Source organism: Microbacterium algihabitans (assembly GCF_032464975.1).
GTDB lineage: Bacteria > Actinomycetota > Actinomycetes > Actinomycetales > Microbacteriaceae > Microbacterium > Microbacterium algihabitans.
On sequence record NZ_JAWDIU010000001.1, the window covers coordinates 1,453,259 to 1,477,152 of the forward strand.

The following is a 23,894-nucleotide window of genomic DNA, read 5'->3' on the forward strand; positions in this document are numbered from 1 at the left end:
CGATCGCTCGGTCGTACGAGCGCCCCACGCATGACTCTCTCTCCCGCGCGGCTGCGGATCCTCGTCGCCGCCCTCCTCTCCGTCTCGTTCCTTGGCGCGCTCGACCACACCGTGGTCTCGACCTCGCTCGCCACGATCGCCGGCGACCTCGGTGCGCTCGAGCACATGAGCTGGATCATGGTCGGCTACACGCTCGCCGCGACCGCCATGCTGCCCGTACTGGGCAAGCTCGGCGACGTCGTCGGACCCCGGCGCGTGTTCCTGCTGTCGCTCGTGACCTTCCTCGCGGCCTCGCTGGTGTGCGGATTCGCCCCCGATCTCGGGTGGCTCATCGCGGCGCGCGTGCTGCAGGGTCTCGGCTCGGCGGGCCTGCAGCTGATGTCGCAGACGATCATCGCGCGCGTCACCAGCCCGCGCCAGCGTCCGCGCTACATGGCGATCATCGGGGCAGCGTTCCCGATCGCGATCGTGGTCGGTCCCGTCGTCGGTGGGCTCATCACCGACTTCTGGGGCTGGTCGTGGGTGTTCTGGATCAACCTCCCGGTCGGAGTCGTGGCGCTCGCCCTCGCGATGGTCGCCGTGCCGCGCCTGCCCGGCGGAGCCCATCCGCGCTTCGACGTGCCCGGGGCGATCGTCTTCACGGCCACGCTGCTCGCCCTCGTGCTCGCGGTGACCTGGGCGGGCGATGACGCGCTGCGTCCCGCGGCGATCGTCTGCGCGGTCGCGGTGGTCGTCGGCATCCCCGTCCTCGTCGTGATCGAGAGGCGAGCGGCCGAGCCGATCCTTCCGCCGCGCATCCTGCGCCACCGCACGATCCTCGTGTGCCTGGGGCTCTCGCTCGTCGTCGGCGCGGGGCTCTTCGCGATCGTGGCGTACGTCCCCACCTACATCCAGATGGCGTACCGCGCCACGGCCACGGTGTCGGGGCTCGTCCCCATCGCGACCGTGCTCGGCATGCTCGTCAGCAGCCTGCTCACCGGGTGGCTCGTGAGCCGCTCGGGTCGCTACCGCGCCTACCCCGTGATCGGAACGGCGCTCGGCGCTGCGGGGCTCGCCGCGATGGCCGTGCTGCCGGTCGGAGCGCCGCTGTGGGTGCCGATGATCGTCATGGCGCTCGTCGGCATCGGCACGGGGTCGTTCACAAACCTCATCTTCGCGGTCGTGCAGAGCGCGGCCGCGCGGTCCGACCTCGGGGCCGTCACCGCCACCACCAACCTCGTGCGTCAGGTCGGGTCGACCGTGGGCACCGCCGTCGTCGGCGGGATCGTCGGATTCGGCGTCGCCGCCGCGCTCCCCGTGGGTCTCGACGCGGCGACCCTCACCCCGGCCCTCGTGCGTGCCGCCGACCCCGCCGTGCAAGACGAGATCGCCGTGGTCTACCACGACGTCTTCGCGCCCGTCTTCCTCGGCCTCGCCGCGGTCTACGCGTGCGGCGTCGTCATCGCCCTGCTGCTGCCCCCGGGGCGTCTGTCGGATGACACGCCCCAGCCCGCGGCATCCGCCCCCGCCCGTCAACCCGCCTGAGCGGCCTTCGAAGGAGAGACCATGACCGCCACCCCCACCATTGCCGTCGTCGGCAGCGGGCCCATCGGTTCGACCTATGCCCGGCTCCTGCTCGAGGCGCTGCCGGACGCCCGCGTGATCATGTTCGAGGCGGGACCGCAGGTGACCGAGCGCCCCGGCGAGAGCGTGCGCAACATCACCGACCCCGACGAGAAGGCGCGCGCCCGCGAGAAGTCGCAGGGCCCGCAAGCCGGTTCCTTCCGGGAGTCGCTCGGTATCCCCGCAGGGGCGATCGTCGAGGGGATGTTCACCGCCCGGCAGGGCACGCACCTGCTCGACTTCGGCGGGCCGGGGTCGGCGCACGCGCAGGCGTTCCCCGCCGCGGCCGCCGCGACCAACGTCGGCGGACAGGGCGCGCACTGGACCTGCGCGATCCCGCGCCCGGCCTTCAGCGAGAAGCTGCCCTTCATCGCCGACGACGAGTGGGAAGACCTCGTCTCGACCGCCGAAGACCTGCTGCACAAGCAGAGCGCCGCGTTCTCGGACTCGCCGGTCGGAGCGGCCATCCGCACGCTCCTCGACCGCGAGTTCGGTGCCGAGCTGCCCGAGGGCTACGGCGTAAGCACCCTGCCGGTCGCCGGCGACCCGCAGCCCGACGGCACCATGCGCTGGGCCGGGGCCGACACGGTGCTCGGACCCCTCATCGAGCCCGGCACCGACACCGCGGCCCGCTTCGAGCTGCGCGATCTCACGCTCGTGCGCCGCATCGAGCACGACGGCACGACCGTCCGCGGGCTCGTCGTCGAAGACCTCCGCACCCGCGAGCAGTCGTTCGTCGAGGCGGATGCCGTGGTGGTGGCCGCCGACGCGTTCCGCTCCCCGCAGTTGCTGTGGGCGTCCGGCATCCGTCCCGCGCCCCTCGGGCGCTACCTGACCGAGCACCACGTGGTCATCAGCACGGTGGCCCTCGACGCCGAGCGCATGAGTGCGCTGGTCTCCGACGAGGAACTCGAGGCGGAGCTCGCGCGCCGGGCCACCAATCCCGCCGACCCGGTGGCCGCGGTCAACCGCATTCCGTTCTCGGAGCCCGACCACCCCTACTCGGCGCAGATCATGTACGCCGAGACCCCGCCGTTCCCCCTCCCCGCCGACCACCCCGCGGCCGCCAACCGCTGGGGGTACGTCAACATGGGCTTCGGCACGCGCAAGTTCCCTCGCGTCGAAGACGGTGCCACGTTCAGCGACGATGAGCTCGACTACCGCGGCATGCCGAACTTCACGATCGATTACGCCCTCACCGAGCGCGAGAACGCCGAGATCGCCGAGGCGACCGAGCGCCTGCGCCGCGCCGGGCAGGCGCTGGGCACGTTCATCGCCGAGCCGCGCCTGCTGCCGAACGGCTCGAGCCTGCACTTCATGGGCACGATGCGCGCAGGCACCGATCCCGCGACGTCCGTCGCCGATCCGTACTCGCGCGTCTGGGGCTTCGAGAACCTCGTCGTGGGCGGCAACGGGCTCATCCCGACGGCGAACACGATGAACCCCACGCTCACGAGCATCGCGATCGCGGTGCGCGGCGCACGGCACCTGGCCGACCAGCTGCGCGCCGCGCAGCGGGAGGGCGAGAGCGTCGGCTGACGCGCCCGGACACGGCGCACGCGCCGACACCGCGGCATCCGCCTCGATAATGGAGGGGTGGAGCCCTGGGAGATGCGCGAGTGGTTCGCCGACTTCCTCGACGCCTACAACCGTCACGACATCGAGGCCGTGCGCGGCTTCGTCCACCCGTCGGTCCGCCGCGCGCACCTGCCGGCCGGGGCCGAGGCCTGGATCGCCGACTACGCCGAGCTGCTGCACGCCTTTCCCGACTGGCGGGCCAAGCGCATCCAACTGCTCGTCGAAGACGACCGGTTGGCCGTGCACCTGCGCGCCGGGGGCACGCACACGGGGACGTTCGCGCATCTGCCGGCCACGCGTCGGCGGGTGAACATCGCCTCGTTCGCGATGTACCGCGTCGAGCGGGGTGTGATCGTCGAAGCGACCGGCACCGACGACGCCGCCCAGGTGCGGGCCGCGATCTCCTGAGCGATCCGCACATCTCGGTTGGGGTCGGGTGAGCGATCTGTCAAGGGCCGCTCGGTGTCGGTGGCTCCGGGTACGGTCGCTCGTGCCCGGTCTCCTCGCGCGGGCGAAAGGAGAGGTGAGCATGGTGTCTCCCGATCGCCCCGGCGCCGGCGTCGTATGGGCCCGCGTCGAAGAGGGGTTCCACGTGGGCAGCCGCAAGGGAGTCTTCCTCGGCTACATCGACCGGCAACCCGGCGGCTCCTTCGACGCCTTCGACGGGCGCTCGCGCCTCGTCGGCCGCTTCGAGGCGCTCACGGCGGCCATGGCCGCCGTCACCAACGGTCAGCCCCCGCAGGACGCCGAGATCACCCTCGAGCAGGTGCGCGTGCCCGCTCCCCGACGCGTCGAGGACGGCAACCGATCGTGAGCACCCCCCTCGTCTCGATCTCGTACGTCAGCGCGGCGGCCGAGTCCTTCGACGACGCCCGCCTGGCCGAGCTCCTCGATCAGAGCCGACGTTCGAACCACGAGCACGACCTGACCGGCATGCTGCTCTACCGGCGCGGGCGGTTCTTCCAAGTGCTCGAGGGTCCGCAAGACGCCGTCGACGAGCTCATGACGAAGATCCGCCGCGACCCGCGCCACACCGACGTCCGCATGCTGCTCTCGGAAGAGATCGACGAGCGCCGGTTCTCGGAGTGGACGATGGGGTACGAGCCGATCGGCGTCCCTTCGACTCCAGCGCCCGAGGGCTTCCGTGACACGTTCGACGACCTCGAGTCCGACGACGATGACGACGCGATCCGTGCGGTGCGCGAACTGACCGTGTGGTTCCGCGCGCGGACGGCCGCCGAGGTCTGAGCTTCCCCTCCCGCGCGTTATCGTCGCGGGATGAGCCTCGACAGCATCCGCAGCGGAGGGCGGCCGCGCGCCGTGGCCCGGATCGTGGTCGGCGTGCTCGTCGTCGCCGTGGTGGCCTACTCGTACGCGCTGCGCATCGCCGCCGACGACGGCAACCCCTTCGACTTCTTCGGCTACTTCACCAATCAGACGAGCACGCTGACGGCTCTCGTGCTGATCGTCGTGGGCGGTCTCGGGCTCGCTCGCCGCTCGGTTCCGCGGGTCGTGACGCTGGCGTGGGCGATCGGCGCGGCGTGCCTCGTGGTCGTTGCGGTCGTCTACAACGGGCTCGTGCCGGGCACGGGCTCGGCGCCCCCGTGGGTGAGCGTGACGCTGCACGTCGTGTTCCCCGCGCTCGTCGTGGTCGACGTCGCGACGGCTCCCGATCGGCCCAGGCTCGCGTGGCATCAGCTGTGGTGGGTTCTGCCCTACCCGCTCGTGTGGATCACCGTCGTCCTCGTGCGAGGGGCCACCGACGGGTGGGTTCCCTACGGCTTCCTCCTGCCCGAGCGCGGCCTCGCGTCGCTCGCCCTGCACGTGGTCGGCATCCTGACGCTCCTGCTCCTCGCTGCGGCGGGCGTCTGGGCGCTCGGCCGACGCGGATCGTCGCGACCGCTGTCGTCATAGCGGCGGGTCGAGGGCGCGGAGCGCGGCATCCATCTGCTCCGCCATATGGGCGTAGCCGGTGTCGTTCGGATGCAGACCGTCGCCGGCCATCCAGCTGTCGGCATCGTCGGCGTAGTGGCCGTCGAGCCACCGGCTGGCCCCGTCGATGTGATCGGCCCCGATGCGCGCGGCGGCGTCTTCGACCCACCCCGAGATGACGTCGAGCGAGGCCGGCCGGTCGGCGGTGTACCAGAACGGCTCGACGACGACGATGCGTGCCGCGGGCAGACCGTTGCGCAGCCGCTGCAGGTCGCTGTCGATGGTGGCGTGGATCTCGTCGGCGCACTCGTCGTAGCTGAAGTTGTCGTTCAGGCCCATCGTGACGAAGACGATGTCGGGGTGATCGGCGATCACGAGCGCGGGGACGTCGTCGAGACCGTTGCGCAGGCGCGCGCGGAGGTTGACGAAGCCGAGGCCGTTCTCGCTGTGGTTGATCTCCTGCCAGCCCCGGTCGACCGAGATGATCGTCGACCACCGTTCGTTCGACGAACTGGCGCCGGTGCCGCGGGTGTACGAGTCGCCGTAGAACGACACGACCGGTGCGTCGGTGGGCGTCGTGCTCGCCGGCACCTCGGCGGAGGGTGAGGCGGGGGCGCACGCGACCAGACCGAGCATGACGGATGCCGTCAGGGCGGCGATCCGCAGGAGTCTGGTGCGCATGTGCCCATTCTCGTCGGCGCCGACGGCCGCGGGGCCTTCTCAGCTCGGCTGCGGACCGCCCCCGCCCTCGAGCGCGGCTACGTGCTTCGCGATGCGCGCGGCCCGCGTCTTCTCGGTCGCGGCCGTGACGACCGGGTGCAGCACGGAGTAGCGCTCGGCCTTCGTGAGCGCGGCGAACGCGCGGGCCGCCGCGGGGGAGGCGTCGAGGGCGTCTTGCAGTTCGCGTGGCACCTCGATGTCGGCGGAGCCGGCGTACGCGCGTTCCCATCGCCCGTCGGCCTGCGCGCGGGCGATCTCGTCGGCGCCGCGGGGCCGCATGCGTCCTTCATCGGCCAGGCGGGCGACGATGTCGACATTGCGCTTCGACCACATCGACCGCGCGCGGCGGGGAGTGAAGTGCTGGCGGAAGGTCGCGGCATCGCGAGACTGCTTGCGTCCGTCGATCCAGCCGCTGCACAGGGCTTCGTCGAGCGCCTGCGCGTAGGTCAGGGTGGTGGGCTCGACGGTGCCTTTCTTGGCGAGCACGAGCCACACGCCGTCGCTCGTGGCCTCGTGCGCATCGAGCCACGCGCGCCACGCGGCGGCGTCGTCGACGGTGAGCTCGGGTGCCTCGGCCATGATCGCTCCTTCGTGCGCCTCTTCGTCGGACACTAGCGGCCGCCCCCGACATCGCCGTATCGGAGTGCGGTCGCGGGGGCAACCGGCCCCCCGGCCGCGCCCCGAGCGGCGAGCATGTGACGATGCGATGTGTGACCTATGCCGGCGAGACCGTGACCACGACCGACGACGTGGCGGAGGCGCTCGTGCAGCTGACCGCATCGATCGCCGCCGAGGGGCAGGCCGAGGCCGTGAGCATCCCGATCGTCACCGCGCGCGGACGTCACGAAGAAGCCGAGCTCGTGATCGGCGTCGGCAACGACGTGCTCAGCGCTCCGGCCTCCTGGGAGGGCGAAGAGCCCGACTTCTCCTGGGCCGCGCACGAGCTGCGCCAGCACAAGCGTTTCCCCCAGGCGCCCGCGATCGCCGTCGAGCCGCTGGATGAGACCACCAACCCCGACGCCTTCTGGGACCCCGACCTCGAAGGTTTCACCCGCGCCTGACCACGCACTCGTCGAGGAGCTCGTCAAGCCCACCTCGGGCGCCGGGCATCGACGTAGCGTGAGCCACCCACGTCGTACGCGACCGGTTCATCGCCCCGACGTGTGAGCCCCGGACAGTCCGGGTGACATCGCCGTTTCGCGGTGTCACCCGGACGCTCGTGGGAGATCGGAAGGGATGCCCCGTATGGACGTGTTCGCGATCGGAGACACCGTCGAGATCTCCGGCCCCGTGATGGCCGGGAACATCGGCACCGTCGTCTACCTCGATGAGAAGCGCGGCAAGTACCTCGTGCGCTTCGGCGGGGTGACGCAGAACTACTTCTCGCCCGCCGACCTACGGCTCTTCTCGTCCTGACGCTCGCGTCGGCGAGGATGGAGCCATGCAGCACTCCCTCGTGACCGGCGCCTCGCGCGGAATCGGTCGGGCCATCGCCGTCGCCCTCAGCCGGCGCGGTGACCGCGTCGCCGTCCACTACGGAAGCGACCGCGACGCGGCCGCAGAGACCCTGGCGCAGCTCCACGGCGAGGGGCACCTCCTGGTGGAGGGCGATCTGTCCGACCCTGCCGTGGCCGCGCGGGTCGTCGACGAGGCGCTGTCGGGGCTCGGGCGTATCGACGTGCTCGTCAACAATGCCGCGATCGCGCCGAACGCCGAGACGTCGCATCCGATCGCCACGACCGGCTTCGATGCCTGGCACCGCGTGTGGGAGCGCATGGTGGCCGTCGACCTGCTGGCCCCGGCGAACGTCGCCTACCTCGTCGCGCGCTCGATGATCGACCGCGGCATCGAAGGCGCGATCGTCAACGTCGGCTCGCGCGGAGCGTTCCGCGGAGAGCCCGAGTTCCCCGCGTATGGCGCCGCGAAGGCGGGACTGCACGCGATGGGTCAGTCTCTCGCGGTCGCCCTCGCTCCGCACGGCATCTCGGTCACCTCCGTCGCGCCGGGCTTCGTCGGCACCGACCGGCAGCAGACGAAGCTTTCGGGGGAGGGCGGCGACGGCATCCGGAACCAAAGCCCCTTCGGCCGCGTCGCGGAGCCCGAAGAGGTGGCGGATGCCGTGGTCTACCTCAGTTCGCCCGGCTCGCAGTGGGCGTCGGGAGCGGTCCTCGACTTCAACGGGGCCTCGCACCTGCGCACGTGAGGGGCTACTGCGACATCTCCCGGTCGAGTCGGTCGAGGAGGGACTCGAGAGCGACCTCGAACTCCTCGTCGGCGCGATCCTCGCTGAGCAGAGGGCGCAGGCGCATGACCTGCGGCAGGTCGTCGACCTCGCGCTCGCCGTCGCCCTGCGGAAGGTCGGCATCGCCCTCGTCGAGGGGCTCCTCGATCGGCCCCGTCTCGGCGCCGCGCACGGCCGCCTCGAGCAGCAGCTGGCCCAGCAGGAAGCTGCTGAACGCCCGGTAGGCGTCGACGGCCTGCTGGTCGCTGAAGCCGAAGTCGATCAGCGACGCGAGGAAGATCTCGACCACCTCGACGCTGCGCAGCGGCGGTCGCAGCCAGGGCGCGGCGGGGTGGCGGGTCGCGATGAGCGGGAAGGCCCGCGGGTGCTCGACCGCGACGCGGCGCACCTCGTGCGCGGTCACCTGCATGAATCGCTGCCAGCTATCGCCCCGGGCGTCGCGCAAGGCCGCAGTGAGCCCCGTCATGAGCACGTCGACCACGCCTTCGAGCAGGTCTTCGCGCCCGTTCACATAGCGGTAGAGCGACATGGCTTCAACGTCCAAGGCTTTGGCGAGGTTGCGCATCGACAGCCCGGCCAGGCCGTCGTCGTCGATCCGCTCCAGCGCGCACGCAATGATGGCTTCGCGGCTCAGCCGGGGCGTGGCCGAGTCGGTGACATCTCGTGTGTGGCGGATCATGTGGCTTCCCGATGGTGTGGGTATCCATGGTGACGCGTGGAGGGGGCAGGCTCGGGTCTGCTTGCGCGATGCCGCATCCGTGGGCTACACCCGAGCCTACCGCCGTGTTCAGAGTGGTCATCCGGCTCACGCGGCCTGGACGACCCGTCGCCCGAGCGCGCGCACGATGAGCCCCGCCACCGCTGCGCCGACGATCGGCGCGACGACGAACACCCACAGCTGCGACACGGGCAGCGCGCCGCCATACACGGCCGTCGCGATCGAGCGCGCCGGGTTCACCGAGGTGTTCGAGATCGGGATGCTGATGAGGTGGATCAGCGTGAGCGTCAGGCCGATGCCGATGGGGGCGAAGGTGACGTACTCCTTCTTCGCGGTGATCGAGAGGATGACGGCGACGAACACACCCGTCAGCACGGCCTCGACGACGAAGACGGAGGCCAGGCCGTAGCCGCCCGGGCTGCCCTCGCCGAAGCCGTTCGACGCGAAGCCCGACGACTGCGCCGCGGCGAACGCGCCGTCCTTGCCCGAGAGCACGAGCGCGAGCACGCTCGTGGCGACGACGCCGCCGAGCAGCTGCGAGAGCAGGTAGCCGGGCACGTGACGGGCGTCGGTGCGGCCGGCGATGAGCAGACCCAGCGTCACCGCCGGGTTGAAGTGTCCGCCGGAGATGTGGCCGACCGCGGCGATCCCCGCGACGAGCGTCAGGCCGAACGCCAGAGCGACGCCGAGGAATCCGACGCCCGCCTGATTGTCGTCGGCGCTCGGGAAGGTGGCGGCGAACAGCGCCGTGCCGACTCCACCCAGCACGAGCAGGAAGGTTCCGAAGAACTCGGCGGCGTAGCGGGCCAGTGACGACCACTGCGGGGCGTGCTGGGCGCGTTGCTCGACCGTCGAATCCTCGACGGCGACCGGTTCATTTCGTTTTTCGTTCTTCTTCTTGCCCATGACGGGGCGCTCCTTCCGTCGCCGGCGGTGCACCGGTATCGCGTTGTGGACGTGGCCGGCCGGGGATTCGTCACGCGCCGATTTCTTCTCCGCGCGCCACCGCCACACGACCACGATGACCGCCCGCGGCGCGATGGTCGCGGTCTTGACCGTCGCGCCAGCACTGGGATATACACCGTAAGCCTATTCAGCTCGATGCACACCCGCGAGCGACGTGCAACCCCCGCGTGACGTATCGGGCACCCGGTACGTCTGGTCTGTGTAAGCGAAATCGTCGCCTCGGATCCCCCGGGTCGTCACGCTCGAAAGGAACCGCCATGGCTGAGAACAGCCCTACCCCCACCGACACCCCCGCTGCGCGCAACGTCCCCCGCGCCGCCTCGCGCGTGAACCGTCCGCTCGGCGGTCGCGGCCCCGAAGAGCGCACCGAGGGCACGACCTCGATCGCCGACGGCGTCGTCGCGAAGGTCGCCGGCATCGCGGCTCGCGAGGTCGCCGGCGTGTATGCCCTCGGCGGCGGCGGAGCCCGCGCGTTCGGCGCCATCCGCGACGCCATCAACGCCACCGATCTGACGCAGGGGGTCAAGGTCGAGGTGGGCGAAACCCAGGCCGCCGTCGACGTCACGATCGTCGTGGAGTACGGCGCGCAGATCCAGGAGGTCGCCGACCAGGTGCGCGCCCGCGTGGCCGGATCGGTCGAGCGCATCGTCGGACTCGACGTGGTCGAGGTCGACGTGGCCGTCGACGACGTGCACGTGCCGGGCGACGAGGACGACGACGACGAGTCGCGCGTCCACTGACCCCTCGGGGGCGGAGTCGTCCGGCCGCCAGGCCACGGCATCCGCCCCCTCCCTCTTCTCGGGTTCGCCCCGCGCGCCCGTCACCGACCTCGCCGATCGAAAGGACTCGACATGATCGACCCGTCTTTCCCGTCGCTTCTGATCCCGGATGCCGCGACCGCACGCCCCGCGCGCTGGACGCGCAGCGAAGGAGGCCTGTCGTGAAGACGTCGAGCCGTGTCTTCGTTTGTCGCCCGCGCGGCGTCTACATCGCCACCGGTGTGGGCCTGGTCGTCGTCGTGCTGATCGCGCTCGGGCTCTTCCTGCCGCTGACGGGACTCCTCGCCGCCACCACCGCCAGCACGGCGGGACTCGTGCCCTTCCCCGTGTTGAGCGTCACGGGCGTGACGCTGCTGGGTGTCCTGCTCGTGGCGGGTGCGCTGCTGCTCGCCCTCACCCGCCGCCGGCCCGCCGCCGCCTGGGTGTGGAGCGTGCTGGCCGTACTGATCACCCTCGCGGTGACGGTGTTCCCCCTCGTGGCCGTGGCGATCGGCTCGGCCGACCGTGCCGCCGACGTCGGTCCGATCATCGGCGACCTATGGAGCCGACTGTCGGGCCTGCTCCCCTCGTAAGCGGGACAGGTCTGCGCGAATCGGTCGCGACCGGTTGCGGTTCGTCGCGGCACCGGGTTGCCTGGGGCGATGGCAGTCGCGTTGTGGATTACCGCCCTGTTCATCGGAGCGACCCTCTGGTTGGCGTCGGTGCTGGTCGTGACGACCGCCGCTCCCGACGAGCGGTTCCCGTGGGAGCGCAACCCGTCGCACCGGCGTGCGGCCAGCATTTCGCTGCGCGTCGCGGGTGTGTTCTTCATCGTGCTCCCCGTGTCGTGGGGCATCACGCCGATCGCGGGCTACTGGGGAGCGTTGCCGTGCCTGGCGGCCTTCGCCCCGGGGGTACTCGCAATTGTGCTGCACAACACCTCGGTGACCCGCCGGGCGGCGCGGGTGGATTGACGCCCACCTCGTCGGCTGATCGACTGGACGACGCGCCGCATCGGCGCGGAGAGGCGTGACCCATGAACCCCGTGCTCGTCATCATCGACATCCAGCGCGACTACTTCCCCGGTGGTCGGCATCCTCTCGTCGGTCCGGATGCCGCCGCGGATGCGGCCTCCGCGGTGCTCGTGCACCAGCGCGGCCAGGGCGACCCGGTCATTCACGTGCGCCACGAGAGCCCCCAGGGTGGCGGCTTCCTCGAGGTCGGCACGCCCGGCGCCGAGATCGACGACCGCGTCGCCCCGATCGGCGATGAAACCGTGATCGTCAAGCACGCCCCGAACTCCTTCGTCGGCACCGACCTGCATGACCGGCTGCAGGAGCTGGGCGAGCGGCCCCTGCTCGTGGTCGGCATGATGACGAGCATGTGCGTGGATGCCACGGTCCGCGCCGCCATCGACCTCGGCTACGACGTGTCGGTGGTGGCCGACGCGTGCGCCGCACCCGACCTGTCGTTCGGCGGAACCGACGTCGACGGAGCGACGGTGCACGCGGCGTTCGTCGCCGCGCTGGCGGGCGCCGGGGCGACGATCGCGACGAGCGCGGAGGTCGTCGCCGCGGCGTGAGTCGCTCAGCGTCGAGAAGCCTCCGCAGCCAGCGAGCGCTGGAGTGGTCCGTAGTGGGCCACGACCGCGCGGCGGTAGGCCTCGACGTCGCCCGCGAGTGCGGCGTCGAGCATCTCCCCGTGCGCGACGGCCGTCTGCCGGATGTCGTCGGGCATCGGGATCTCGAGCAGCGGGATGACCGCGGTGTGCACGTCCCAGAAGGCCCCCACCAGCTGCTCGGCCAGGCGGTTGCCGGTGGCGGCGAAGAGCTTGGTGTGGAACGCGCGGTCCGCCTCGAGGAAGCTCTCGCCACGCTCGGCGCGCTGCACCATCTCGGCGACCAGGGCCCGTAGGGCGTCGGCATCCGCCTCGCCCGCATGGGTCCGCTCGACGACCAGCTCGGCGAGAGCGAGATCCAGGGCGACGCGCACCTCGACGACCTCGCGTAGGGCCTCCATCGAGCCGTCGGGCGAGAGAACGCCGCGGAAGACCAGTGCTTCGACCATGGGGTCGAGTGACATGCCTCCGACGAACGTGCCGTGGCCGTAACGCACCTCGACGATGTCGAGCGTCGCAAGGGTGCGCATCGCCTCGCGGACGGACGACCGGGAGACGCCGAGGGTCTCGCACAGCTCCGCTTCCGTCGGGAGCAGGTCGCCGGGCTTGAGGTCGCGGGTGAGGATCAACTGCTTGATCTGATCCGCTGTCGTTGACCTGCGCATGCGCGACGCGTTTCGGTCGGCCATGACCATTCGGTGCTCCATCCCCCTGAAAGGCACCGCCCGAGGGCGGCTTCGATTCGGCTTTGTGTTTCGCCGACATTCGTGAGTATAGTGCGTCAGACGTCAGATGTCCTCACGACGCCCGAACCATCCACACAGGAGTGACCATGTTCCGAAACCCCCTGCGCCGACGCACGCGCCGGGCGACCGCGCTGCTCGCCGGCGCGGTCGTGGCCAGCGTCGCGCTCGCCGGGTGCGGCGCGGGCGGCACCCCCGCCGCCGACACTGCGACCGATGCCCCGATCGACCCGAACGCCACCATCGAGGCCGGCATCTCGTACTCGCTCAACGGCAGCTTCGACCCGATGGTCGCTTCGGGCGCCGTCACGGTCGCCGCCAACTGGCACATCTTCGAGGGTCTGGTCGACCTCGATCCCGTCACCAAGCAACCCTATGCCGCGCTCGCCGCCGACCTGCCGGTGCAGAAGGACGACACGACCTACGACATCGACCTGCGCGAGGGTGCGACGTTCCAGAACGGCGAGCCCGTCACCGCCGACGACGTCGTCTTCAGCTACCAGCGGGTGCTCGACCCGGCGAACGGATCGCTGTTCACGTCCTACGTCGACTTCATCCACTCGGTGACCGCGGTCGACGCCGACACGGTCGAGATCACCACCAAGTACCCGTTCTCGCTGCTCAACGAGCGGCTCGGCATCGTCAAGATCGTCCCGAAGGCGCTGGTTGAGAGCGAGGGGGCCGAGGCGTTCGGCAAGACCCCCGTCGGCTCGGGCCCGTACTCGCTGGTCTCGGCTGTTCCCGAAGACAAGATCGTCTTCGCGAAGTACGACGGCTACAACGGCCCGCGTCCTGCGAAGGCCGCCGGGATGAACTGGAACCTGCTCTCCGACTCCGCCGCGCGGGTGACGGCGATGTCGTCCGGCACGATCCAGGCCATGGAGGACGTGCCCTACATCGACGCCGACGGGCTGGCATCCACTGCTGATGTGGAGAGCGTCCAGTCGTTCGGCCTGCTGTTCATGATGTTCAACACCCAGGCGGCACCGTTCGACGACGTGCGCGTGCGTCAGGCGTTCCACTACGCCCTCGACATGGACAAGATCATCTCGACCGGCATGCTCGGCAACGCCACCGCGGCGACCTCGTTCCTGCCCGAGGGGTACGCGAACTACCACGAGGCCTCCACCGTCTACTCCTACGACCCCGACAAGGCGAAGGAGCTGCTCGCCGAAGCCGGCGCTCAGAACCTCTCGATCACCCTGCTGTCGACCGACACCGGCTGGGTCAAAGAGGTCGCGCCCCTGATCAAGGAGTCTCTGGATGCCGTGGGCGTGAACGTCACGCTCGACATCGGTCAGTCCTCCGCGCAGTACGCGAAGGTCGACGCGGGCGAGTACACCGCCATGATCGCGCCCGGCGACCCCTCGGTCTTCGGCAACGACCCCGACCTGCTCATGAACTGGTGGTACGGCGCCAACGTGTGGACGCAGAAGCGCACGCACTTCGCCGACCAGCCCGAGTACGCCGAGCTCCAGGGCCTTCTCGACCAGGCCGTGCAGCAGACCGGCGACGAGCAGCAGCAGACGTGGAACAAGGCGTTCGACCTGCTCGCCGACCAGGCCGTGCTCTACCCGCTGCTCCACCGCAAGCTGCCCACGGCCTGGAACGGTCAGCAGCTCGTCGGCTTCCAGCCGGTCCCCACGACCGGCCTGTCGTTCCTCGACGTGGGCGTCGCCGCCCAGTGATCCCGGTGGGGGGCGCGCCCTGCGCGCCCCCCACCCCTCCCCGTTCAGGAAGGAGCGGTCCGTGTCGCACACGCTCCGCCTCATCGGCCGCCGGCTGCTGCAACTGCCGCTGATGATCCTCGGCATCACGTTCCTCGTCTTCTTCGTGATGTCCTTCTCCCCGGTCGACCCGGCGCGCAATGCGCTGGGCGAGACCGCCTCCCCGGATGCCCTCGAGGCGTACCGCGACGCCAACGGTCTGAACGATCCGCTGTTCGTGCGCTACGTCGCTTTCCTGCTCGGGCTCCTGCGCGGAGACCTCGGCACGTACTCGGCGCGATCGCTGCCGGTGGGCGACGAGGTGGCCCGTGCGTTCCCCGTGACGTTGTCACTCACCTTCTTCGGCCTCGCCATCGCCGTCGTGCTGGCGTTCGTGCTCGGCGTGCTCGCGGCGGTCTACCGCGACCGGTGGCCCGACCAGCTCATCCGCGTGATCAGCGTCTCGGCCCTGTCCACGCCGTCGTTCTGGCTGGCCATCCTCATGATCCAGCTGTTCACCCTGCAGTTGCGTCTGCTGCCGGCATCCGGTCCCCTTCCGAACTTCCTCGACGATCCCGGGGGGTGGGTCGCCCGCATGACCCTGCCCGCCGTCGCTCTGGCGATCCCCGTCATCGGACAGCTCTCGCGCGTCGTGCGCACCTCGATGGTCGAGGAGCTCGACCGCGACTACGTCCGCACCGCGCTCGGCGCCGGAATTCCGCGCGTCATCGTCGTCGCGCGCAACGTGCTGCGCAACGCGCTGATCACCCCCGTGACCGTGCTGGGTCTGCGCATCGGCTACCTGCTCGGCGGGGCCGTGGTGATCGAGGTCATCTTCGCCATCCCCGGCATGGGCACCCTCATCCTCAACGGCGTGACCAACAACGAGCCGAACCTCGTCCAGGGCGTGACCCTAGCCGTCGCCCTCGCCTTCGTCGTGATCAACATCGTCGTCGACCTGCTCTACGTCCTCATCAATCCCCGAATCCGGGCGGTGTAACCCCATGCGTCGCACATTGACCGAGCGCTTGTCGCTCCCCGGGCTGCGGTTCGGCCGCCTCCCGATCGGCACCACCATCTGCCTCGCCGTCATCACGGTCATCGCGCTGGTGGCCGTCTTCGCGCCCCTCGTGGCGCCCTACGACCCGCTCGCGTCGGGGCCGGCGGTGCAGCCGCCCGGGCCGGAGCACTTCTTCGGCACCGACCGCCAGGGCCGCGACATCTTCTCGCGCCTGGTCTACGGTGCGCGCTACTCGCTCTCGATCGGACTGGGCGCGACCATCGCGGCTCTCGTCGCCGCGGCGGTGCTCGGCACGATCGCCGCGACCGCTCCCCGCCTCATCGCCGAGACGCTGATGCGCGTCATGGACGTCATCATGTCGTTCCCCGGCATCGCGCTCGCCGCCGTGTTCGTGGCCGTGTTCGGTCGCTCGCTCCCCGTGCTGATCCTGACGATCGCCTTCTTGTACGTGCCGCAGCTGACGCGCATCGTGCGCGCCAACATCCTCGACCAGTACGGCGAGGACTACGTCTCGGCCGTCCGGGTGATCGGATCCTCGACGCCCCGCATCATCGTCAAGCACGTCGCCCGCAACACCCTCGCGCCCGTGCTCGTGTTCGCGACCGTCCTGGTGGCCGATGCGATCGTCTTCGAGGCGTCGCTGTCGTTCCTGCAGGCGGGCGTGCCCGACCCCGAGCCCTCGTGGGGCAACGTGATCGCCGCCGGCCGCAATCTGCTGATGGCGGGCGCGTGGTGGGCGACGTTCTTCCCCGGCATCCTGATCATGCTGACGGTGCTGTGCCTCAACATCGTGTCCGAGGGACTGACGGATGCCATGGTCTCGCCGAAAGCACGCAAGATCACCGCCGACGCCGCCTCCACCGACGAGGCGACGACCGACCTCGAGAAGGCGGAGGCCCCCGGCCCCGATGACGTCGAGGCGGAGCCCGTCGATCCGCTCGAGGAAAGGGCCACGGCCGCTACCTCCCTCGCGGCGACGGCCGCACTCGACCGCCGGCTCGACGACCTGCGCGAGCGAGAGCTCGAGCGCGGCGAGCGGATGCCCTTCCGCTCCGACACTGCGCCCCTGCTGGAGGTGCGCAATCTGTCGATCGGGTTCCCCCGTCACGGTGACGTCGACGTGGTCGACGACGTGTCGTTCACGGTCCGGCCGGGCGAGACGATGGCCCTGGTGGGCGAGTCGGGCTGCGGCAAGTCGATCACGTCGCTCGCGATCATGGGACTGCTCGACCCGCGGGCGCGGATCTCGGGTCAGATCCTCTTCGACGGCAAGGACCTGCTGACGATGTCGCCCTCCGAGCGCAATGCTCTGCGCGGCCACGACATCGCGATGATCTACCAGGACGCGCTCAGCTCGCTGAACCCCGCGATGCTCATCCGCTCGCAGATGAAGCAACTCACTTCGCGCGGCGGCACCCGCAGCGCGGAGGACCTGCTGCGGCTGGTCGGTCTCGACCCCGCGCGCACGCTCGCGTCGTACCCGCACGAACTCTCGGGCGGTCAGCGCCAGCGCGTGCTCATCGCCATGGCGCTCACCCGCAACCCGCGTCTGGTGATCGCCGACGAGCCCACCACGGCCCTCGACGTCACGGTGCAGGCGCAGGTGGTCGAGCTCCTCAACAACCTCCGCGAGGAACTCGGCTTCGCGATGGTGTTCGTCTCGCACGATCTCGCGCTCGTGGCCGAGCTCGCTCACCGCATCACCGTCATGTACGCGGGCCAGGTGGTCGAGCAGGCACCCACGCACGATCTGCTCGTGCAGCCGCTGCACGAGTACACGCGTGGGCTGCTCGGGGCCGTCCTGTCGATCGAGGCGGGGTCGGACCGACTGCACCAGGTTCCGGGGACCGTGCCCTCACCGCGCGACTTCCCGAAGGGCGATCGCTTCGCCCCGCGGTCGTCGAACCCCGACCGCGGTCGCGGTGTCGCTCCCGTCCGGCGCCGCGTCGACGGCACCGACCACTACTACGCCGCGCATCCCGACGATGCGCCCGTCGCCCCCGTAGGAGGTGTGAGATGACCGATCCCGTCATCGAGCTGAGAGACGTGCACGTGCGCTTCGCGACCCGGCAGTCGGGACTGTTCCGCAAGAGCTACATCGACGCCCTCGCCGGGGTCTCCCTCGCCGTCCGTCGCGGGTCGACCCTCGGCATCGTCGGGGAGTCGGGGTCGGGCAAGTCCACCGCGGCGAAGGTGCTGATCGGCCTCGAGAAGCCCACCTCGGGTGAGGTGGTGTTCGCCGGTCGACCGGTGCGCGACTTCTCCACCCGGGTGCGGCGCGAGCTGGGCGGCATCCTGTCGGTGGTCTTCCAAGACCCCGCCACGGCGCTGAACGCGCGCATGACCGTGCGCGATGCGCTTCTCGACCCGATGCAGGTGCACCGGATCGGCAGCCCGCGCGAGCGCCAGAAGCGCGTCAGGGAGTTGATCGGGCTGGTCGGGCTGCCCACCTCGGCCCTCGACGCCCTGCCCGGTCAGCTCTCCGGCGGGCAGCGGCAGCGCGTCGCGATCGCCCGTGCGCTCGCCCTCGACCCGCAGGTCATCGTGGCCGACGAGCCGACCTCGGCCCTCGACGTCTCGGTGCGCGCGCAGATCCTCAACCTGCTGACCGACCTCAAGCGCGACTTGGGCCTGGGAATGGTCTTCATCTCGCACGACATCCAGACCGTGCGCTATCTCTCCGACGAGATCGCCGTCATGCACAAGGGCCGCGTCGTCGAGTTCGGCGCCGCCGCCGATGTCTTCGACGCCCCTGCCGACCCCTACACCCGCTCGCTCCTGGGCGCCGCGCCCTCGCTGCTCGCCTGACCACAGAAACACGGATCCCCTCATGAACCACCTGCCCTCGACCGCCCGCTTCTCGGGCGTCGTCCCGCCCGTCGCCACGCCTCTCCGCGCCGACCGTTCCATCGATCACGCCTCGCTCGAGCGGCTCGTCGATCACCTCATCACCTCCGGTGTGCGGGGGCTCTTCGCCCTCGGGTCCACCGGTGAGACCGCGTACTTCACCGATGCGCAGCGCGTCGAGATCGTCCGCACGATCGTCAGTGCCACGGGGGGTCGTGTGCCGATCATCGCCGGGGCGATCGAGCTGACCGCCCCGCGCATCGCCGAGACCGCCCGCCGACTCACCGCCGAGGGCGTGGACGCGATCGTCACGACCGCGCCGCTGTACACGCTCAACTCCCCGGCCGAGGTCGCCCGCCATTTCCGCGCGGTCGCCGGCAGGATCGACGCGCCCCTCTGGGCCTACGACGTGCCGGTCCGCGTGCACACCAAGCTGCCGCTCGCGCTGCTGCTCGAGTTGGCAGCCGACGGTGTCGTGCACGGCGTCAAGGACTCGTCGGGCGACGACGTGGGCTTCCGCCGCCTGGTCGCCGCCAACGCCGAGGCCGGGCGCCCCCTCCAGCTGCTCACCGGGCACGAGGTCGTCGTCGACGCGATGGCCCTCGCCGGGGCCGACGGCGTCGTCCCGGGTCTCGCCAACGTCGAGGCCGAGGGCTACGTGCGCCTCTGGGATGCCGCCGAACGCGGCGACTGGGAGACGGCGCGCGCTGAGCAGGAGCGACTGAACCGCATCTTCGACATCGTGTTCCAGCCCCGCGGACTCTCGGGCGACGCCACCGGCGTCGGAGCCTTCAAAGCGGCGATGGCCGCGCGCGGTCTCATCGCCGAGGCCGCCATGGCGGACACGGTCGAGAGTCTCGGCGCCGACGACGTGGCATCCGTCCGCGACGTCCTGTCGCGATCCGGGCTCCTCCCCGTCTCGGTGGCGTGATGGCGGATGCCGTGGCCGCCGTCGACATCGGCGGTACGAAGACGACCGTCGCCCTCGTCGATGCATCGGAGACCATCGTCGACCGGGCGACGGCGTCGACGCCCGGCCGCATCGGCGGGGCCGCGATCGTCGATCTCGTCGCCGCGCTGACGACTTCGCTCGTCGAACGCCACGGTGCCGCGTTGCGCGGGGTGGGGGTCGCGACCGCCGGTGTCGTCGACACGTCGACGGGCACGATCGTCTCGGCCACCGACACCCTCCGGGGGTGGGTCGGGATGCCGCTGGGTGCCGCCGTGCGGGCCGCTCTGGGGGAGCACCTCGAGGGTTCCGCGCCGATCACGGTGCAGAACGACGTCGATGCGCATGCGCTCGGCGAGTACCTCTGCGGTGCTGGCCGCGGCGCGTCGAGCCTGCTGACGGTCGCCGTCGGTACGGGCGTGGGGGGAGGCCTGATCGTCGAGGGACGCCCCTGGCGCGGGGCGCATCACGTCGCGGGTGAGATCGCCCACATGCCCGTCCCGGGAGCCGAACACCTCCGCTGCCCCTGCGGGCGCATGGGGCACCTCGAGGCCATCGGGGGAGGACTCGGCCTGCTCCGGCACTACCGCTGGCTCGGGGGAGACCCCGCCGTCGTCGACACCCGAGCCGTCGCCGCTCGGGCGGCCGATGACCTCACCGCCGGGCGGGCCATCGCCGATGCCGCCGGGGCGGTCGGCCGGGCCCTCGCCGGGGCGGCCACCCTTCTCGACCCCGAGGTCATCGTGGTCACCGGGGGCGTCGCCGACATCGGCCCGGTGTGGTGGCACCCGATGGAGGCCGCCTTCCGCGCGACGGTCATCGACGCCCTCGCGGGTGTTCCCGTGCACCCGGGCGGACTCGGCGCGGACGCGCCTCTCCGCGGGGCCGCCGCCTCGGCCTGGGCCGACGTGGCGGTGGCGGCATGAGCACCGAACTGCTCGACGCCGTGCGGGGCGGTCTGATCGTGTCCTGCCAGGCCTACCCCGGAGAACCGATGCGCGACCCCCGCACGATGGCGCAGATCGCGCGCGCGGCGGTCGTCGGCGGTGCGGTCGGTGTACGCCTGCAGGGGCTCGACGACATCCGCGCCGCGAGCGATGTCGGCGTGCCCGTCGTGGGGCTGTGGAAGGACGGCGACGACGACGTGTTCATCACGCCGACCCTCGCCCACGCGCTCGCCGTCGCCGAGGCCGGGGCGCACATCATCGCGATCGACGGCACGCGCCGCGCGCGGCCCGATGGACTCGCCCTCGCCGAGACCATCACTGCGCTGAAGGCCGCGCACGAGGTGCTCGTGATGGCGGACTGCGGTTCGCTCGACGACGCCATCGCCGCCGAGGCTGCGGGAGCCGACATCCTCGGCACGACCCTCGCGGGCTACTCGGGCGACCGGCCGAAGACCACCGGCCCCGACCTCGACCTGATCGCCGAGGTGGTCGGTGCGTGCACGCGACCCGTCGTCGCGGAGGGGCGCATCCACACCCCCGATGACGCCCGGCGCGCGCGCGCCGCGGGGGCCTTCGCGGTCTGCGTCGGCACCGCGATCACCCACCCGTCCACGTTGACGTCGTGGTTCGTCGCGGCGATCGAGAAGGAGAACTGATGGAAGTCGTCATCGCGCGTGAAGATGAGATCGGCGAGCTCATCGCCGACGAGATCGCCGGTCTGCTGGCCGACCGACCCGACGCCGTCCTCGGGGTGGCCACCGGTTCCAGCCCCCTGCGGGTGTACGAGGCGCTCGCGCGGCGGGTGGACGCGGGTGAGACTTCGCTCGCCCGCGCGCGGGCGTTCACCCTCGACGAGTACGTCGGACTGCCTCCCGGACACCCGGCCCGCTACGACGCGGTCATCCGCGAGGAGTTCGTCGCCCGCGTCGACATCGACCCCGCCGCGGTGCGCGGACCCGACGGCGACGCCGACGACCTCGACGACGCCTGCCACCGGTACGAAGAGGCCATCCGCGACGCCGGGGGTGTCGACCTGCAGATCCTCGGCATCGGCACCGACGGCCACATCGCGTTCAACGAGCCGGGGTCGTCCCTCGCCTCGCGCACCCGGGTGAAGACGCTGACCGCGCAGACACGTCTCGACAACGCGCGATTCTTCGCCGGTGACCTCGACGCCGTGCCCCGCCACTGCCTGACGCAGGGGCTCGGCACGATCCTCGAGGCGCGCCGCGTCGTGCTCGTGGCCACCGGCGAGGCGAAGGCGCAGGCGGTGGCGCAGCTCGTCGAGGGCGCGGTCTCGGCGCGGTGGCCGGGGACCGTGCTCCAGCATCATCCCGATGTCACGGTCTTCGCCGACGAGGCGGCGGCATCGCGGCTCGAGCTCGCCGACTACTACCGCGACACCCGCGCTCACCGGTCGCTGGTCCAATGACCCCCGTCCTGGTCAGCGCGTATGCGGCCTCGCCCGCCTTCCGCACCTGGGACCCGCGTCTCGAGGGCGAGCTGCTGGCCGGCTTGTGCGCGCTGCCCGATGTCGCCGGCCTCGAGGTGCCGTGGCTCGGCGGCATCCATCCGCACGACGACGAGTGGTTCCTGCGGGAGCTGCCCGTGATCGAGCTGGCCGTCACTCCGCTGCCGTGGGTCATGGGTCGGTGTCAGAAGGCACCCGGATACGGGTTGGCGTCGAACGACGAGGGCGGGCGCCGCGCGGCCCTCGACGATCTGCGCGCGCTGCGCGACGACGTGCACCGCCTAGCGGAGCACAGCAACGCGCGGGTCTCGACGGTGCTGCTGCACTCGGCACCGCGCGGCTCCGGCTCCGCTGATCGACTCGGTTCGTCGTTGGAGGAACTCGCGTCGTGGGACTTCGCGGGCGCAGACCTGCGGATCGAACACTGCGACGCGGTGATCGCGGCGCACCCGTTCGAGAAGGGGTTCTTGCCGCTGGATGCCGAGATGGAGGCCATCCGCGCGTCGGGAGCCGCGCTCGGATTGTGGATGAACTGGGGCCGCTCCGTGATCGAGACGCGCGACGCCGCCGAGGCGACCGCTCAGATCGCCCGGGCGCACGCCTCGGGGACGCTTCGAGGACTCGCCCTGTCAGGAGCGGCTGCCGTCGCAGGGCCTTACGGCGAGGCCTGGAGTGACGCGCACCTTCCGTTCGCCGAGACCGATCCGGGCTCGGGCTCCCTGCTCGATCGCGAGACCGCCGCCCGGGCGCTCGAGGCGGCGGGAGACGTCGACAGATGGGGTCTCAAGGTGAGTCGTCGCCCCGGCGACGTCTCGGCCGCCGACGTCCTGACCACCGTGCGCGACAACCTCGACGTGCTGCGCAGCGCCGCGGCATCCGTCACCGCCCTTGCGCGGGCCGGAGCGTGACCTTGCTCATCCACGGCGCCCGCCTGATCACGGGCGCCGGCGACGGCGTTGTCCGCGAGTCCCCGCGCGGCTGGGTGCACATCGTCGACGGCGTCGTCCGTGAGGTGGGGGAGGGCGACGCCCCTCGCGCCGCCCCCGTCGACGCCGACGTGGTGGATGCGGAGGCCCTCGTCGGTCGCGGGTCGCTCCTGACCGCGGGTCTCGTCGACATCCACAACCACGGTGGGGGCGGTGCCGCCTTCGATAATCCGGATGCCGCCGCCGCGGTCGATCGCATCATGGGGGTGCACGCTCGTCACGGGGTGACGCGGCTGGTGGCCTCGCTCGTGAGCGCTGCGCCGTCCGCGCTGGAGCGGACGATGCGCGCCCTGCGGGTCGCAGCCGACGATCGTCCGGGGCTCCTCGGCATCCATCTCGAAGGCCCCTGCCTCGACGTCGATCATCGCGGTGCGCACGCCCCCTGGGCGCTGCGGGATCCCTCGTCCGTCGACGTCGAGCGTCTGACATCCGCCGGCCACCTCGTGCAGGTGACCATCGCCCCCGAGCTGCCGAGAGCGCTCGAGCTCATCCGCGAGCTGGCGAGGGCGGGGGTACGTGTCGCGGTGGGGCACACGGGTGCCGATGCGGCCGTGACGCGCGAGGCGATCGCGGCGGGAGCGACCCTGCTCACGCACGCGTTCAACGCGATGCCGCCGCTGCACCACCGGGCGCCCGGGCCGGTGGGCGTCGCCCTCGCCGACGAGGCCGTGACCCTCGAACTCATCGCCGACGGCACGCACGTCGATCCGTCGCTGTTCGCTCCCCTCTTTCGCGCGGCTCCCGGCCGCATCGCCCTCGTGAGTGACGCCATGGCGGCCGCCGGATCGCCCGACGGGGAATATCGGCTCGGCGACCTCGCGGTGACCGTCTCTGCGGGGATCGCGCGTCTGCGCGACACCGACACCATCGCCGGTTCCACCCTGACGCTCGACCGCGCGGTGCGCACGGTCGTCGCCGCCGGGGTCCCTCTCGCCGCGGCGGTGGCCGCGGCGACATGCGTTCCGGCCCGGGCCGTCGGGCGAACCGATCTCGGACGGCTGCAGCCCGGATGTCGCGGAGATGTCGTGCTCTGGAACGCGGAGCTCGAGCCGACGGCGGTCTGGCGCGACGGCATCCGCATCGCCTGACC

Annotated in this window: 28 protein-coding genes; 23 read left to right on the top strand and 5 right to left on the bottom strand. The window is 71.2% G+C overall.

Annotation, left to right across the window (positions count from 1 at the left end; all coding sequences use genetic code 11):
• Positions 1–30: 30 nt before the first annotated feature.
• The 6 genes from RWH43_RS06800 (at position 31) to RWH43_RS06825 (ending at position 5,094) form a co-directional block, all read left to right on the top strand.
• On the top strand, positions 31–1,524 hold the full coding sequence (locus RWH43_RS06800) for an MDR family MFS transporter (protein WP_316001049.1): 1,494 nt from the start codon (positions 31–33) through the stop codon (positions 1,522–1,524).
• Between the two features lie 21 nt (positions 1,525–1,545).
• The gene (locus tag RWH43_RS06805; protein ID WP_316001050.1) at positions 1,546–3,141 is read left to right on the top strand and encodes a GMC oxidoreductase; all 1,596 of its coding nucleotides are present in this window, start codon (positions 1,546–1,548) and stop codon (positions 3,139–3,141) included.
• Between the two features lie 57 nt (positions 3,142–3,198).
• Positions 3,199–3,588: an ester cyclase gene (locus RWH43_RS06810; RefSeq protein WP_316001051.1), complete on the top strand. Its 390-nt coding sequence runs from the start codon at positions 3,199–3,201 to the stop codon at positions 3,586–3,588.
• Between the two features lie 121 nt (positions 3,589–3,709).
• Positions 3,710–3,994: a hypothetical protein gene (locus RWH43_RS06815; protein WP_316001052.1), complete on the top strand. Its 285-nt coding sequence runs from the start codon at positions 3,710–3,712 to the stop codon at positions 3,992–3,994.
• Complete coding sequence (locus tag RWH43_RS06820) at positions 3,991–4,428, top strand: BLUF domain-containing protein (protein ID WP_316001053.1); 438 nt, start codon at positions 3,991–3,993, stop codon at positions 4,426–4,428. Before RWH43_RS06815 ends, RWH43_RS06820 begins: the two co-directional genes overlap by 4 nt.
• A 30-nt stretch (positions 4,429–4,458) precedes the next feature.
• Positions 4,459–5,094, top strand: coding sequence for a Pr6Pr family membrane protein (locus RWH43_RS06825; RefSeq protein WP_316001054.1), 636 nt, complete (start codon positions 4,459–4,461; stop codon positions 5,092–5,094).
• Here the strand turns inward: RWH43_RS06825 and RWH43_RS06830 are convergent.
• Together RWH43_RS06830 and RWH43_RS06835 are read right to left on the bottom strand one after the other, a co-directional pair.
• On the bottom strand, positions 5,089–5,793 hold the full coding sequence (locus RWH43_RS06830; RefSeq protein WP_316001055.1) for an SGNH/GDSL hydrolase family protein: 705 nt from the start codon (positions 5,791–5,793) through the stop codon (positions 5,089–5,091). The two genes, RWH43_RS06825 and RWH43_RS06830, sit on opposite strands and share 6 nt — an antisense overlap.
• 39 nt (positions 5,794–5,832) lie before the next feature.
• Positions 5,833–6,411, bottom strand: coding sequence for a YdeI/OmpD-associated family protein (locus tag RWH43_RS06835; protein ID WP_316001056.1), 579 nt, complete (start codon positions 6,409–6,411; stop codon positions 5,833–5,835).
• A gap of 122 nt (positions 6,412–6,533) precedes the next feature.
• Here RWH43_RS06835 and RWH43_RS06840 point away from each other — a divergent pair, with 122 nt between their 5' ends.
• The 3 genes from RWH43_RS06840 (at position 6,534) to RWH43_RS06850 (ending at position 8,035) form a co-directional block, all read left to right on the top strand.
• A complete protein-coding gene (locus RWH43_RS06840) occupies positions 6,534–6,893 on the top strand; it encodes a hypothetical protein (protein ID WP_307207204.1) in 360 nt (119 codons plus the stop codon).
• Between the two features lie 184 nt (positions 6,894–7,077).
• Positions 7,078–7,248: a hypothetical protein gene (locus tag RWH43_RS06845; protein ID WP_316001057.1), complete on the top strand. Its 171-nt coding sequence runs from the start codon at positions 7,078–7,080 to the stop codon at positions 7,246–7,248.
• Positions 7,249–7,273: 25 nt separating this feature from the next.
• A complete protein-coding gene (locus tag RWH43_RS06850; RefSeq protein WP_316001058.1) occupies positions 7,274–8,035 on the top strand; it encodes an SDR family NAD(P)-dependent oxidoreductase in 762 nt (253 codons plus the stop codon).
• A 4-nt stretch (positions 8,036–8,039) separates the two neighbouring features.
• On the opposite strand, the gene RWH43_RS06855 is transcribed toward RWH43_RS06850, so the two are convergent.
• Positions 8,040–8,753, bottom strand: a complete 714-nt coding sequence (locus tag RWH43_RS06855; protein ID WP_144831379.1) for a TetR/AcrR family transcriptional regulator C-terminal domain-containing protein — start codon at positions 8,751–8,753, stop codon at positions 8,040–8,042.
• A 126-nt stretch (positions 8,754–8,879) separates the two neighbouring features.
• Positions 8,880–9,698 (bottom strand): aquaporin Z, encoded by an 819-nt coding sequence (aqpZ, locus tag RWH43_RS06860; RefSeq protein WP_316001059.1) that lies wholly within the window; start codon positions 9,696–9,698, stop codon positions 8,880–8,882.
• 317 nt (positions 9,699–10,015) lie between these two features.
• Between aqpZ and RWH43_RS06865 the strand changes: the two genes are divergently transcribed.
• The 4 genes from RWH43_RS06865 to RWH43_RS06880 all read left to right on the top strand — a co-directional run bounded on the left by RWH43_RS06865 (position 10,016) and on the right by RWH43_RS06880 (position 12,098).
• Positions 10,016–10,498 carry an Asp23/Gls24 family envelope stress response protein gene (locus tag RWH43_RS06865; protein ID WP_316001060.1) on the top strand — a complete coding sequence of 161 codons (483 nt, stop codon included), beginning with the start codon at positions 10,016–10,018 and terminating at the stop codon, positions 10,496–10,498.
• Between the two features lie 200 nt (positions 10,499–10,698).
• Positions 10,699–11,109 carry an MFS transporter permease gene (locus RWH43_RS06870; protein ID WP_316001061.1) on the top strand — a complete coding sequence of 137 codons (411 nt, stop codon included), beginning with the start codon at positions 10,699–10,701 and terminating at the stop codon, positions 11,107–11,109.
• 69 nt (positions 11,110–11,178) lie between these two features.
• Positions 11,179–11,490, top strand: coding sequence for a hypothetical protein (locus RWH43_RS06875; RefSeq protein ID WP_316001062.1), 312 nt, complete (start codon positions 11,179–11,181; stop codon positions 11,488–11,490).
• 62 nt (positions 11,491–11,552) lie between these two features.
• Positions 11,553–12,098: a cysteine hydrolase family protein gene (locus RWH43_RS06880; RefSeq protein ID WP_316001063.1), complete on the top strand. Its 546-nt coding sequence runs from the start codon at positions 11,553–11,555 to the stop codon at positions 12,096–12,098.
• Positions 12,099–12,103: 5 nt separating this feature from the next.
• Here RWH43_RS06880 and RWH43_RS06885 read toward each other — a convergent pair whose 3' ends face one another.
• Positions 12,104–12,823, bottom strand: a complete 720-nt coding sequence (locus tag RWH43_RS06885) for a FadR/GntR family transcriptional regulator (RefSeq protein WP_316001064.1) — start codon at positions 12,821–12,823, stop codon at positions 12,104–12,106.
• A 143-nt stretch (positions 12,824–12,966) separates the two neighbouring features.
• Between RWH43_RS06885 and RWH43_RS06890 the strand changes: the two genes are divergently transcribed.
• From RWH43_RS06890 to RWH43_RS06935, 10 genes are all read left to right on the top strand, one after another.
• On the top strand, positions 12,967–14,565 hold the full coding sequence (locus tag RWH43_RS06890) for an ABC transporter substrate-binding protein (protein ID WP_316001065.1): 1,599 nt from the start codon (positions 12,967–12,969) through the stop codon (positions 14,563–14,565).
• A gap of 61 nt (positions 14,566–14,626) precedes the next feature.
• A complete protein-coding gene (locus tag RWH43_RS06895) occupies positions 14,627–15,583 on the top strand; it encodes an ABC transporter permease (RefSeq protein ID WP_144831403.1) in 957 nt (318 codons plus the stop codon).
• Positions 15,584–15,587: 4 nt separating this feature from the next.
• Positions 15,588–17,624, top strand: coding sequence for a dipeptide/oligopeptide/nickel ABC transporter permease/ATP-binding protein (locus RWH43_RS06900; RefSeq protein ID WP_316001066.1), 2,037 nt, complete (start codon positions 15,588–15,590; stop codon positions 17,622–17,624).
• The gene (locus RWH43_RS06905; protein WP_316001067.1) at positions 17,621–18,412 is read left to right on the top strand and encodes an ABC transporter ATP-binding protein; all 792 of its coding nucleotides are present in this window, start codon (positions 17,621–17,623) and stop codon (positions 18,410–18,412) included. The genes RWH43_RS06900 and RWH43_RS06905 overlap by 4 nt, the downstream gene beginning before the upstream one ends.
• Positions 18,413–18,434: 22 nt before the next feature.
• On the top strand, positions 18,435–19,382 hold the full coding sequence (locus RWH43_RS06910) for a dihydrodipicolinate synthase family protein (protein ID WP_316001068.1): 948 nt from the start codon (positions 18,435–18,437) through the stop codon (positions 19,380–19,382).
• Entirely contained in the window at positions 19,382–20,326 is a 945-nt protein-coding gene (locus tag RWH43_RS06915; RefSeq protein WP_316001069.1) for an ROK family protein, read from the top strand. The genes RWH43_RS06910 and RWH43_RS06915 overlap by 1 nt, the downstream gene beginning before the upstream one ends.
• Complete coding sequence (locus tag RWH43_RS06920) at positions 20,323–21,003, top strand: N-acetylmannosamine-6-phosphate 2-epimerase (RefSeq protein WP_316001070.1); 681 nt, start codon at positions 20,323–20,325, stop codon at positions 21,001–21,003. Before RWH43_RS06915 ends, RWH43_RS06920 begins: the two co-directional genes overlap by 4 nt.
• Positions 21,003–21,779, top strand: a complete 777-nt coding sequence (nagB, locus tag RWH43_RS06925) for a glucosamine-6-phosphate deaminase (RefSeq protein WP_316001071.1) — start codon at positions 21,003–21,005, stop codon at positions 21,777–21,779. Before RWH43_RS06920 ends, nagB begins: the two co-directional genes overlap by 1 nt.
• Positions 21,776–22,726 carry a DUF4862 family protein gene (locus RWH43_RS06930; protein WP_316001072.1) on the top strand — a complete coding sequence of 317 codons (951 nt, stop codon included), beginning with the start codon at positions 21,776–21,778 and terminating at the stop codon, positions 22,724–22,726. Before nagB ends, RWH43_RS06930 begins: the two co-directional genes overlap by 4 nt.
• Positions 22,723–23,892 carry an N-acetylglucosamine-6-phosphate deacetylase gene (locus RWH43_RS06935; RefSeq protein ID WP_316001073.1) on the top strand — a complete coding sequence of 390 codons (1,170 nt, stop codon included), beginning with the start codon at positions 22,723–22,725 and terminating at the stop codon, positions 23,890–23,892. The genes RWH43_RS06930 and RWH43_RS06935 overlap by 4 nt, the downstream gene beginning before the upstream one ends.
• Positions 23,893–23,894: the final 2 nt, after the last annotated feature.